Origin of the sequence: Cellvibrio mixtus subsp. mixtus J3-8 (assembly GCF_000766945.1) — a bacterium.
In the GTDB taxonomy this organism is placed as follows: Bacteria; Pseudomonadota; Gammaproteobacteria; order Pseudomonadales; family Cellvibrionaceae; genus Cellvibrio; species Cellvibrio mixtus_A.
The window spans coordinates 1627-15799 of record NZ_KN266214.1 but is presented as its reverse complement, the minus strand read 5'-3'; the positions used below and the strand labels follow the sequence as shown (position 1 = coordinate 15799).

Sequence of the window (14173 nt, the reverse complement as noted above, 5' to 3'; positions counted from 1 at the left end):
AATTTGCTCGTTTGTGAAACCGTGTTGATTGCTGTTGCCCACGAGGCGGCAAAAAAACACAGCTCTATTAGCTCAATGATTTAATCACAATAAAAGATGGGGAATAGCTATGAGAAAGTTTGCACTAAATCCAATCGTACTGGCCATGGCCGTAGCGGCATTGCCTGCTGGCGTGTATGCGCAAGAGGCTGGTGACGAAACCGTTGAAGAAGTGTTGGTTACGGGGAGTTTCCGTGACAGCTTGGCAAACGCAATGAATATTAAGAAAAGTCAAACTGGTTTTGTGGATGCGATTGTCGCATCGGATATTGCCGAATTTCCAGATAATAACCTTGCTGAATCATTACAGCGTGTTCCTGGCGTAGCGATCCAGCGTTCTGGTGGTGAAGGTCGCGGCATCACTGTGCGTGGTCTTGGTCCAACATTTACTACTGTTCGTTTGAATGGTATGGAAACTGTTTCAACTACAGGTGGTACAGATGCCGTTGGTGGTAATAACCGCGGTCGTGGTTTTGACTTCAATACTTTCTCTTCTGATTTATTCAGCTCTTTGACCGTGCGTAAAACCAACTCGGCCGAAATTCAGGAAGGCTCATTAGGTGCAACTGTTGACTTGAAAGCTGCTCAGCCGTTTGATTATGAGGGATTTGTGTTCACTGCTGCTGGTCAGCTTGGCTATAACGATTTATCAGAAAAAACTGACCCAGGTGGTTCTTTTCTGGTGAGTAATATTTTTGCTGATGGCAAATTTGGTGCTCTATTTTCCCTGTCTTATTCAGAGCGCGATGTAAAAGATGAAGGTTCGAGTACTGTCCGTTGGAGCAATCAGCATAGTAATCGCTTTAAAACAGTGAAAGGCCAAACGGTTGGCGCTTTGGGGGCCGGAGTAGTTGGTGTTGCGCCTAACCCGAATGATTTTGATGTGGTAAATGGCCCCTGTCTGGATACTGACAACAACGCAAGCACCGCATGTACTTATGACAACCGCAAATTTGCACCACGCATTCCACGTTACGACTCATTCGAACACACTATGGAGCGCTTGGGCTCAAGTTTGTCGTTGCAATTCCGCCCCACTGACACAACAGAAATTAGTGTTGATGGCCTATGGGCTAAATTCGATGCAACTCGTCAGGAAGTTTTCTTACAAGCCTCAATGAACCCAGGTACTAACGTCACTGGCGGTAACCTGTTGGATTACGAAGTTCGAGGGAATACTCTGGTTTATGCAGATATTGAAGGCACTCGTTTACTTTCAGAAAACCGTTTTGATGATATGTCAACAGACTTCTCCCAGGGCACTATCACCTTGAAGCAAGACTTCACTGATAGTTTCCGTATGAAAGCTCTGGTTGGAACTACAAAATCTGATTATGACAACCCTATTCAGAATACTGTGATTATGGAAGCGAATAATCAACGGTTTACTTATGATTATCGCGATTATGATAATCCAAAGTTAATCTTTGACGAAACCGCATATGCCAAAACATCATGGAAAACGAATGGTGTTCGTCAGCGTCCACAATCAACTGTAAATGAGAATGATGCAGCATCTCTTGCTTTTGAATACGATTTTAATGACCACTTAAAATTTAAGATTGGTGCGGACTATAAAGATTTTTCATTTAATACAAATCAATTTGTGCTCACCGCCGGTGAAGGTGTTAATGGCGTAGACATTCTTTCCAATCCGGATTTTATCGTTGAATACGATTCTGGTTTGGGTGATGGTCAGCCATGGTTAATTCCAAATCGTGGATTAATCATGGATAGCTATAAGTTGTTTGATGCAGCAATGACTCCAAACTACGGTAGCACCTACGAAGTGGGTGAAGAAACCACTGGTGCTTATGTGCAAGCAGATTTTAATTTTGATATTGGCTCTGTGCCAGTACGTGGTGATATTGGTGTGCGTCGTTTTGATACCGATCAAACATCAAGTGGTTGGTTGAACGCGAACACGGCAAATCGCAGTTACATTACTGTTGAACATGACTACTCAGATACATTGCCTGCATTGAATTTGTCTGTAGAACCAATTTCAGATTTATTTGTGCGTGCGAGTTATTCCGAAGGTATTTCCAGAGCTGGCCTTGGTTCGATTGTTCCTGCGGTAAACGTCAGTGTCGCTGGTACAAACCGTACTATTACCGGCGCTAACCCAATATTGGAACCAACTAAAGCGAAAAGTTATGACTTGGGTGTTGAATGGTATTTCGCTGAAGAAGGTTTATTAGGTTTAACTTTATTCAAGAAAGAAATTGAAAGCCATGTTCAAACTGTTAGAACACAAGTCAATTATTTAGATACAGGCTTGCCCGCTGAAGCTGCTGTAAATGCCTGTGCCAGCGCTGGTCGACCAGTGACTGAATGTAATACATCGGTTGATTGGTCGTTCTCTGCGCCTGTAAATGGTCCTGGCGGCGATTTGGATGGTTATGAAATTAGTTACCAGCAACCATTTACATTCTTGCCTGGATTCTGGAGCAACTTTGGTTTTATCGGATCCTTCACTCATGTTGAATCCGATTTGGATTATCTAAACGCCGCTGGTCTCTTCCAAAAGACTCGTCCATTGGTTGGTTTGTCTGATGAGACTTATGCGGCAACAATTTATTATGAGAATGATAAGTTTAACGGCCGTGTTTCATTGGCAAATCGTAGCAGTTATTTGACTACACCAGTTGGCCGGGAAGGAAATGATGAAGAGGGTACAAACTCAACCACTAACATTGATGCATCATTCGGTTACCAAGTAAGTGATCGATGGAAAGTTACGCTTGAGGCATTAAACCTGACGGATGAGGTGGACGATCAATGGGTTGGTAGCGAAAGTGAGCAACGCCTGTCTTACTATCACGCAACTGGCCGTCAATTTAACCTTGGCGTTCAATACAAATTTAATTAATGTTCGTACGCTTGTTGCATTAAAAATGAAATCAAAAGGGATGTCAGTTCGCTGGCACCCCTGTTTGATTATTTAAGCAGGTGTTTTGTTGTTTTTTATGCAGGATTGATTGCCAGGTAACAGCTAATTTTCAAGCAGCTACTATTCAAGTAAAAGAGAAGGTGAAGAGCGTGAGTTTATTGTTGAAAAGCAGAACGCCCCGCAAGGCTATTTATGGCGGTATTTTTTTGGCAGCAATTACCGGTTGCTCACCAGAAAAAACCAATGAACAACAAACCACCGCTACAACATCTGTTGCGCAAACAATAGCGGCCAATCCGCAAGTCGCTACTGCAGAAATTTCCAATGCCAATAATTTCGCTTTGCAGCAAGAACCCATTTATTTTCCGTTATACGATTTGGGGTTGGATCCAACTGATGAAGCGGTAAAACATTTAAGTGTGTCAGTCAATGGCACAGTCCAGCCTTCGCAAACAGTGGATACTGACGGCGATGGTACAGTGGATAGTTTGTTGTTAGTGAGCGATTTCGCAGCAGCAGAAAGCAAATCCTTTGTAATCTCCTCCGATCCCGCCATTCAAAAACCAGCGTTGAAAAAACAAACCCAGGCTGAAATTTCCATCAAAGACGGTGGTGAATGGAAAGGTAAGGAATATGTGGGCGGGACTTTTAAAAATGTCGATAAAGTAACGCCACCAGCACAATACACGGATCACTCTTTCTGGATTCGCTATGAAGGCCCCGGTATTGAATCCGATAAAGTGGCATACCGTGTTTATCTCGACTGGCGTAACGGCTTTGATATTTTTGGTAAGAAAACCAACGATGTTGTCCTGCAAAATGTCGGGCAAGATGGTTACGATTCCTATCACATCAACGCCGATTGGGGTGTGGATGTTTTAAAGGTGGGCAAATCACTCGGCATGGGTGGCTATGGTTTCTGGAATGGAAAAAGTGTTGATCTGGTTTCATTGGTTGATACTCGCGATGCCATCATTACCAATAATGGTGATCTTTATTCCGGATTCAAAATCAATTACAACGGTTGGCAAATCAATAACCAAAAAGTGGATTTGACTGCGCATTTGACAATGAATGCCGGCAGCCGTTTAGTGAATGTGAAATTACAAGCGAGCCAGCAATTACCGAACCTCGCGATTGGTTTGGTTAAACATCCCGGCACGACCTTTTTTGAAGGGCCACAAAATATCAGTGGTTACGCCTGGACCTACGCGGCCAGCTGGGGCAAGCAAAGTTTAAGTGGCGAGAATGATCATTTGGGCATGGCGGTAATTTTCCGTCGCGATGATCGTGAAAAACAAACGACCGATGAAAATTCCTACGTCTCTATCATGAAAGATAAAGGCGGCGAGCTGGAATATTATTTTGTGGCGGCCTGGGAGCACGAATTAAATGGCATCAAAACCGAAGCAGAATTTAAAGCGTATCTCGATAGTGAAATTCAACGCCTGACCAAAACTCCACGCGTACGTTTTGAATCGACATTGAGCCAGGCTGCAAAACAAAAACCGGTTGACTCTGAAGCCGCATTGAACTGGGCGAAGAAATTAGCGGATTCCGAACTGGAACGCAAAACCCTGAATTACCACTATCAAGGTTGGGATGAATACCGTAAACGTCCGGGCAAATTTGAATACGATGTAGTGGGTATGCAAATCGCTGTGTTACAAGATATTGATGCAATCAGCCCTAATCCTGCGTATCGCCAAGCCTTGGAAACTGTAACCGGCAGTTATATCCGCGATGATGGACACATTGAAACCTTTGAGCCGGATTTATTCAGCATCGATTTGACCAAGCCGGGTGAAATGGTGATCTTGTTGGAGCAACGCACCCGGCAAGAAAAATATCGCAAAGCCGCTGATTTTTTGCGTGAAAATTTAAAACGTCATCCCCGTACCAGCGAAGGCGCGTTCTGGCATCGTGCAACCTATCCAAATCAATTGTGGTTGGACGGTGTGTACATGGGTATGCCATTTTTAGCGCGTTATGCTGCTGCTTATGAAACGGGTGAACAGCAACACAAAAGTTTTAAAGAAGCCGTACATGAATTTGTAATCGCGCGCGATCACCTGCGCGATGCAAAAACCGGCCTTTATTACCACGCATGGGATGAATCCAAAAAAGCGGATTGGGCCGATAAGCAAACCGGTCGTGCCCCACAATTCTGGTCGCGCGGTATGGGCTGGTATGCAATGGCATTGGTTGATGTGCTCGATTTTATTCCGGAATCAGAAACGGAATTACGCAAAACGTTGACGGATATCATCGTGGAATTGGCTCCGGATATTTTGCGTTACCAGGATCAAGCCACAGGCACCTGGTGGCAAATTACCGATAGGCCGGGCGACATTGGCAATTACCGCGAGTCATCCGCAAGTGCAATGTTTACTTATTTCCTTGCGAAAGCCGTTAACAAAGGTTATTTGCCGGAATCCTATCGCGATGCAGCTGTAAAAAGTTACCAGGGCCTCATCAATGAATTTATGACGGTGCATAAAGATGGCAAAGTCAGTATGAATGATCAATGCCTGGTAGCCGGTTTGGGATTTGGTCGCGATGGTTCCTATGATTACTACATGACCGAGCGCATTTTCTCTAACGATGCCAAAGGCAATAGCCCGTTTATCGGGGCGAGCCTTGAGATTTATAAATTACTCAAGTAGTAACAATGAATTGCATAGCCAAATTTCATTATTCACTGGTTATGCAATTCACTATCCTCATAGAAAGTGATCATTACCTGCCCGCCTATTGCGCGCAGGCACAAGTAACAAACCGTGATAGAAGGTTTTATTATGAAAGTCGTAGAAGAGCGTTTTGCAGTACATATCGATGATTTCAAACATTACGATACCCAAAAACTGCGTAAACATTTCCTGGTGGAAAATATTTTTGCTGCCGATGAAGTATTGTTTACCTACACCCATTATGAGCGTTTGATGGTTGGTGGTGCATTCCCGGTAAATAAAGCAATTGCGCTGGAAAGCTACGATCAATTGAAAGCGGATTTTTTCCTGCAGCGTCGCGAATTGGGCGCTATTAATATTGGCGGGGCGGGAAAAATATCGGTTGATGGCGAAGTTTATGCCATCAATACTAAAGAGGCTCTATATATCGGCCGCGGTGCCAAAGAAGTTATTTTTAGCAGCGACGATGCGAATAACCCGGCAAAATTTTATTTAAATTCCACTCCGGCACATCAGGCTTTTCCGACCAAAAAATTGAACAAGGAAAATAGTAAGGTATTGCAAGTCGGCGCTGGCGATACCTGTAACGAGCGCGAAATCTATCAGCTGATGATCAGCACGGTATTGGATACTTGCCAATTACAAATGGGCATGACCGAATTAAAACCCGGCAGCATCTGGAACACTATGCCGATGCATACGCATAGCCGCCGTATGGAAGCCTATTTTTATTTCAATATCCCGCAAGATCACGCTGTGTGTCATTTTATGGGGCCCGCGGAAGAAACCCGCCATATCTGGGTTGGGAATGAACAAGCGGTTGTATCACCACCCTGGTCAATGCACTCCGGTGTAGGCACTGCCAACTACACATTTATTTGGGGTATGGCGGGTGAAAACCACGATTACACCGATATGGATTTCCACAAGCCCAGCGAACTCAAATAAATTATTGCCAATACGTAGCCCGTATGAAGTCTGACGAATACGGGTTTTCCCAACGTTTAAAAATTTTATCCCACTCAAGAAATTTTAAAAAAATTCCCAATCGAGATCACCTTATGACTCACCCACTCTTCGACTTAACCGGAAAAGTTGCCCTGGTTACCGGCGCCACCCATGGCCTGGGTATGGCCATGGCTTCAGGTCTCGCCAGCGCCGGTGCAAAATTAATTATCAACGGTAATTCCTCGCAGGAAAAAATCGATAATGCCGTTAACGAATATCGCGCAAAAGGTTTCCAGGCATTTGGTTACAAATTCAATGTCACTGATGAAGACCAGGTTGCCGCTGCTGTTGAGCAAATCGAAAACGAGCATGGCCCTATTGATATTCTGGTCAACAATGCCGGCATTATTAAACGCACACCGTTGCTGGAAATGTCGCTGCAAGATTTTGAAGAAGTCATCAAAATTGATTTAACTGGCGTGTTCACTATGACGCGTCCGGTTGCGCGCAAAATGGTTGAACGTCGCCAGGGAAAAATTATTAATATCTGTTCAATGATGAGCGAATTGGGCCGCAATTCTGTGGGTGCTTATGCAGCCGCAAAAGGTGGTTTGAAAATGCTTACTAAAAATATGGCCACCGAGTGGGCAAAATATAACGTGCAAGTGAATGGTATTGGCCCCGGCTATTTCGCCACCAGCCAAACCGAACCCATTCGCGTAGATGGTCATCCCTTCAATGAGTTTATTATCAACCGGACTCCCGCCGCAAAATGGGGTGATCCGGATGACCTGCAAGGCGCAACCATTTTCCTCGCGTCCAAAGCGAGCGATTTTGTTACCGGGCAAATTGTCTATGTGGATGGTGGGATTCTGGCAACTATTGGTAAGCCGGGTAATGAGGTTTAGTCGTTAGGGTATGCAGGGCATTGGTTTGCCCTGCATATTATTGATCTCGATCTTTTATATCCTTTTCAAGCAATTAATCCATATTTGCAACGGTTGTTGATTTTTTAGTATTAAAGTGACTATTGTCACGCCGTGTTTTCATCGATATTATGCCCTCCGCTTAAATTTAAACCAGATGGCGCTATGGATAGGTGTCCTACCCTGCATTGCCCTCTCTCCTTTTTTTCTCTCTTGCTATCAATCATAGATCCATAATATGGAGGTTTACTTATGTCTGAATATTTAAGGATATTTCGCTCGCTAAACAATCATCAAAAATACCTTCCGAGTTTTTTCAGACAACTTCATATTTTTATTTATGTTGCTCTGGCAATAATTTCATTCAACACCTTTGCCCAGACTGCCCAAATCGCCAATCCTGTTGGCAGTGATCAATCAACCATTCCGCAATTTTCAGCAGTAGCATCAAGCCTTGTCAGCGGTGTGACTTATAACGTTGCGGTTTCGGAAAATCCACGCGGCGGGGTTAATAATCAATACGTTGATTGGTGGATAAAACAAAACCTCACAGCTAATGACCTTTCACCGACTAACTCAAATCGTTTGACCTGGAATTCAGGTTGGACACGCAATATTCGCAGTGGTGGTTATGATGGTGCGGTAAGCAGTAGTACGGTCGGCTCACCCGCAAGCCTCACTCCTGGTAAAACCTATTATTGGCACATTGTTGGATCCAACGGCACCAAATCTGCGCAAGCCAGTTTTACAGTGATGTCTCTACCTGCACAACCCACACCGACTATTAGTAATAATCTCAATCGCAACATTTTTGAAATTTCCTGGAATGCTGTCAGCAATGTTTCGCGTTACGAGTTGTACCGGAATAATTTACTCATTTACTCCGGCATGGCTACCTATCAGGAAGTGCCAATCATCAGCGCTGGTGTTAACTACACCTTTTTATTAAAAGCCTGTAATGCAGCCGGTTGTACTACTGGCTCAAGCGCAATTGGTAATATCCCGGTACCACCAACTACTGCAATTATACAAAGCCCGGCAGTTGGTGGAACTGGCTCAACGATTCCATTCTTCGCTGCTACTACTGCTAGTCTGGTTTCAACAGCGTCTTACAGCATTGCAATTTCCGAATCACCCCGGGCTGGTCTGAGTGGTCAGTATGTAGATTTCTGGTCAATTAATAATTTGGGTAGCAGTGCATTAACGGCTGGAAATGCAGCACAATTAACCTGGAGCACAAATTGGGTAAAACGAACCCGTTACGGTAATCCGGATGGTGCTGCAACAATTGTTAGCAATACTTCCCCACCAACACTAACTGTAGGTAAAACTTATTACTGGCATATTGTTGCTAGTGGTTCGAATGGGGGAATGTCGAAGTCGGCAGAAGGTCGGTTTGTGGTTGCTGCTGCAAGCAGCTCATCGGCGTCAACCTCAAGCTCGGCGACGTTATTCGATTTCAATTCACAAGCACCCGCAATATTTAATTATTCATTAACAAATTCCGGACTCCCTTCTCTGGGAGCCAATCAGCTCGTTGCATCAACGCAAGGTAATCTCAGTGTTAGTAATGGTGCAGCAAATTATTCAATTGGTATTGAACTGCCGCCAGCCGTGCGTGATTTGAAACCAAAACTGGCGCTTGCTTATAACAGTCGTGCTGGAAATGGCTTGATGGGTGTTGGTTGGAATTTGAGTGGTCTTTCCGCTATTACGCGATGCCGTAAGACTTTTGCGACGGAGGGTGCAGAAGCGCAAAAACCCAATCTGCGTTACACAATTGGCGATCGTTTGTGTCTGGATGGACAAAAACTGGTAATTGCTTCCAGTGCAGCCCCGGCAAATTCCACGTATTGGGCAACCGGAACGGAATACCGAACGGAACTGGATAACTTTTCGCGCATTGTTGCTTATGGTTCCAGTGCAAATGGCGATCACGGTTATTTCAAAGTGTGGACGAAGGATGGACGTGTTCTGACATTTGGCGAGGCGGATTCCAGCCAGGGTAGCAAAGTTTATTCCTCAACGACAACTGCATCGGCAGTAGCCAGTTGGTTACTGGACAAAGTAGAAGATACTTATGGCAATACCTATACGATTTCTTACATCAATGATCTTGCTAGTGGTGATTATTATCCACAGAGAATCAATTTTGCTCCGGGTTCCGCCGTTGTTTTTAATTATCAGGATCGATTGGGCCAAATACCCTGGGGTTATTCAAGAGGTAATTATTACAAACGCAAAAAAGTATTGGACACTGTTACAACCTATATCAATGTGACAAATCCACTGTTTCCTGAAAATGGCACGCCCATTAAGCGCTATGATGCTGATTATGTATTAAGCCAGGCTACGCAGCGTGAGCTTGTGGATTCCATCACCGAGTGCGGTTATGAGTCATCCAGTTGGAAATGTGCAAAACCACTCAAATTCAGTTGGGATAGCGGTGAGTTCGGTTTTGATGTGAATAATCCATACACCTTGCAATATTGCAACGGAGCTAAGATCTCCGATGCGAGGCAAATTGTTGATCTGGATGGCGATGAACGCAACGATATAATTACAACAACCGGCAAGGTAGCCTGGGGAACTACCAGCTTGTGTTTCGATAATGGTGACTGGGTGACCGCTGGCTACACCATTGATGCAGCAGCCCCGGTGATGACCAACAATGGTTATGCACTCCTCATTCAAACCATTGATAAGACGGTCACGCCTAATAAGAAAGTTGTTGGCTTGATCACCAATATTAATCGAAGCACCAATACCAAAACTTATAGTGAAATTGATCGTGATTCCACAGACGTTGGTTCATTTATAGTGGACGATCTCAATAATGATGGACTAGATGATTTTAATTACAAGGGAATCAACTTTATCCAGTCATACCAATCGATACCTGCATTTGTGCAAACAGGCTCCCGCGATACCACCAAGAGTGCGGGTACGGTGCTTCTTGATATTAGTGGCGATGGCTTAAAATCCCGTATTACAACCGATGTTAATTTTTCAGCCACTAATGGCAAGCCGGTAGGTGTATTTGTTGTGTTTCCTTTCGGTGATTCTTTTGAAGCGAATACCACTAAACTCTATACCGTCGCAGAACCTTTCAAAGATAGCCCCATTAGGCAGACCGGTGGATTGTACAGGGTGGTGGCGGATATCAATGGAGATGGCAACAAAGATTTCCTCTATCATCAAGTGACAGGTGACACCGGTAAGTGGTTCTACCGCATTAACGCGCAAAATGGCTCATTTGGAAACCAGATCGATACCGGCATCATTGCTGGCCAGGCAGGTCAATCGTATTACGTCTATAACCATTTCTCGTACGCATACGATTACGATCAGGATGGACGAGACGATTTGTTAGCGATAGTTCCCAGCGGGCCTAACGTCTGCAAACTAAGAGTATTGCTAGCGCGAGACAATAACGGTGGTTCCGCTAACTTTGTTGAAGCAAAAGATTCGTCAGGGAATCAAGTTGCCTTTTTGTCCAATCTCAATGTGTGCAATCCGGTGTATGGTGAGGTCCAGGCGAATATACTGATGGGCGATGTCAATAACGATGGTTCATTGGATATCAATTACAGCGGTACGATTTACCCCGGCAAACAAAAACAACCGGATTTATTAAAGGGCATCACAGATGGATTTGCTGCAAATACAGAAATACGTTACAGCCCCTTAATACCCACAGTTAGCTTTGAAACACCATTGTATTCCCCGGGGATTAGACCGCAATTTCCACAAATGCCCGCCAGTCGCGGCATGCCAGTGGTGTCCATGGTGGGTACCAGTAATGGTTGGGGAAGTTTGAATTATCGGAATTATTTTTATGCCGGCGCAAGGGTTGATCGCCATGGACGTGGATTTATCGGTTTCGAAAATATAAAAACCATCGATATTAATAAATCATTGGTAACCTCAACAGATTATCGTCTGGATTGGCCATATAACGGACGCGTAAAAAAGCAGGTAATTAAAGATACCTCAGGAAAGTTAATTGCTGTTACTGATCATACCTATGAATTGCATCCAGCAAATAATCGTTTTCCTTACCTGCGTTCATCTGTGCAGAAAAAATATGAATTAAGTACAACCAATGAATCCCTACCTGTCAGTGTTGGAAAAACGGTTAATACATTTGATACGTGTGGAAATCTCACCCGGCAAACTATAAAAACCGGCAATGGAATAAATGGTACTGAGGTAACAGGCGAACAAGCCAACCAACAAGTTGATAATTATTATGATTATTACGGCACACCGGCAAATTGCAGCGATGATTTTCTATTAACATCGACTAAAGAACTGACAAAAGCCGGAGGTAATGGGCTGAAGCGGATCATTACCGAATTCACGCCTAACGCGCAACGCGATATTTGGTCGCGCATTGATTTCAAGGGTGAACCAATTCAGAAAACGACAACCTATGATCGTGAAAACAATGGCATTGTGAACAAAATTACTGAAGTAGCCAGGGATATTGATGGCACCGATGAACCTGCACGTATCACGGCATTCAGTAATTTTGCGTCCGGCATATATCCGCAAACCATTACTAATGCAGAAGGCCACACAACCACATATGCCTATGATTATCGTTTTGGTGCCATTAGCACGGAAACTTTCCTGGGGCAATCTACGACCAATATTTACGACGCATTAGGGCGGTTGCATCATCAAAAAGGACCTGATGGCACAGTCTCTGACAGCATCGCATTTTATTGTGCCAATGCGCCGGTGACCTGCCCGACAGGAGCAATCTTTGGTATCGCATCCCAGGTAACGCATACCGCCCAGCCAGGGAAGTTGGGTGAACCATTAAGCATCGTCTTTTACGACTTATTGCAACGTGAAATTCGCAATGTGGCGTATGGTTTGGATGGAAAAATGGTTAATAAAGCTACGCAATATTCCGAAGCCGGCAATCTGTTTCGAATTTCTGAGCCCTATGTAACTGATGGGCTATTAGCGAGCAGCGCCTCAGCCAGTGCATGGACTGTTTACAGTAGTTACGATGCGATGGGCAGAGCTAATAGCATTGTGGCTGCCGATGGTGGTAGCAAAACAGTTAGCTACACCACCGATGGCTATGGTTACAAGGTTTCAGAAAACGTAAATGTAATAAAACCCGTGGGTGGCTCTGAAATACAAACCAGCAATAGCTGGATTAATGCATTGGGCCAAGTGGTTCGCGTTGAGGACGCACTCTATAACACCGTGGCATACAGTTACGATGCTGCTGGCAACCTTGAAACAGCGCAGGTAAACAATAATATTGTTACGCAAATTGATACCCGCCATGATCTTGCCGGAAACAAAACCTATATCAAAGATCCCGATGCGGGTATTGTGAATTTTGATTTCAATGGTTTTGGCGAACTGCGCAAACAAACCTGGCAAAAAGGTATTGACGGTGTTGAAAAATATATCAGCTACGATTACGACCGCTTGGGCCGCCAAACCAGCCGTATTGATAAACCTGCTAATGGCAGTAATATTTCTTACTCATGGGTATGGGATACCAGACAACAAGGCCAGTTAACAAGCCGCAGCGGCAATGGATTTAGTGAAGATTATTTTTATGATGGTTTCTCACGTTTATCTCGCCAGATTGTCAACACTGCGGGATTAAATGGTGGTGAATTTACTTACACCTACGACAACTTCAGCCGCCCGGAAACCGTTAAATATCCAAACGGTTTCAAAATCCAGCGCGATTACCATGCGGCGGGTTATCAAGTCCAAACGCGCGATGTAACGTCCACGTCGCGCGTGTTGTGGGCGTTGGGTAATACCGTTGATACTCGCGGTGCGTTCAATAACCAGCTATGGGGCAACGGTGTTGTTACCCAAACCGGCTTCGATAATAAAAATGGTCGCTTGACCACTATCAAGTCCGGTCGCCTGAGCAGCATCAACAATGTCACCAGCTTATACGGCGACATCCAAAACCTGAATTACAGTTACGACACACTGGGCAATCTCGCCACACGCACGACAGCAAGGACCAATGCCAATGGCGTGGCGCAGGAAAATATCATCGAGTCTTTCGGTTACGACAAACTCAATCGCATAAAAACCATCACCACCAGCGGGCTGTTTTCGCGCGCGCAAACCTTTACGTATGACAACGGTGGTTTGGGTAATCTGGTTAATCGTTCCGATATGTTCAGCGGCATGGAAAACGATGTGGGCGAATTGCTCTATCAACAAGTGCGCAATGCCGGTGTGCATGCAGTGACTTCTGCTGGTGGTGTGAATTACAGCTACGATAAATACGGCAACATGACGGCACGTGGCAGTGAGTCCATTACCTACGATACATTTAATAAACCCACACGTATTTCCGGTACATTCACCGTAGATTTTTACTACGACCCGGATCACGAGCTGTATAAGGAAGTTAACTTCACCAAAACCACCTACAAGTTAGCGGGCGGTACTTATGAAGTGATTGTTGATGGTGCTACCACCACACAAAAAAGTTATGTGGATGGTGTGATCATGAACAACCGTGTGCTCACCAATGGCACACAAAGCGCGAATGATATTGTGTACTTACACACGGATAACCTGGGCTCAGTAGAAGCCACCACCAATGCGCTCGGCCAGTTTGTGAATCGCATGAGTTTTGGTGCCTGGGGTGAGCGGCAAAAATCGGATTGGAA

Annotated in this window: 5 protein-coding genes; all 5 read left to right on the top strand. The window is 44.6% G+C overall.

Annotated elements, in window-relative coordinates; all coding sequences use genetic code 11:
- The first annotated feature begins 109 nt into the window (after positions 1-109).
- The gene (locus A596_RS19365; protein ID WP_039917965.1) at positions 110-2911 is read left to right on the top strand and encodes a TonB-dependent receptor; all 2802 of its coding nucleotides are present in this window, start codon (positions 110-112) and stop codon (positions 2909-2911) included.
- 170 nt (positions 2912-3081) lie between these two features.
- Positions 3082-5598, top strand: coding sequence for a glycoside hydrolase family 88 protein (locus A596_RS19360; protein WP_235425787.1), 2517 nt, complete (start codon positions 3082-3084; stop codon positions 5596-5598).
- A 132-nt stretch (positions 5599-5730) separates the two neighbouring features.
- A complete protein-coding gene (gene kduI, locus A596_RS19355) occupies positions 5731-6570 on the top strand; it encodes a 5-dehydro-4-deoxy-D-glucuronate isomerase (protein WP_039917963.1) in 840 nt (279 codons plus the stop codon).
- Positions 6571-6683: 113 nt separating this feature from the next.
- Positions 6684-7478, top strand: coding sequence for a gluconate 5-dehydrogenase (locus A596_RS19350; RefSeq protein WP_039917962.1), 795 nt, complete (start codon positions 6684-6686; stop codon positions 7476-7478).
- Between the two features lie 270 nt (positions 7479-7748).
- Positions 7749-14173: SpvB/TcaC N-terminal domain-containing protein (locus A596_RS19345; protein ID WP_039917959.1), on the top strand; the 6425-nt coding region annotated here is incomplete at its 3' end.

Excerpts from the sequence above, each read along its gene's own strand:
- A596_RS19365 (WP_039917965.1), top strand. The coding sequence starts at position 110 with ATGAGAAAGTTTGCACTAAATCCAATCGTACTGGCCATGGCCGTAGCG.
- kduI (WP_039917963.1), top strand. The coding sequence starts at position 5,731 with ATGAAAGTCGTAGAAGAGCGTTTTGCAGTACATATCGATGATTTCAAA.
- A596_RS19350 (WP_039917962.1), top strand. The coding sequence starts at position 6,684 with ATGACTCACCCACTCTTCGACTTAACCGGAAAAGTTGCCCTGGTTACC.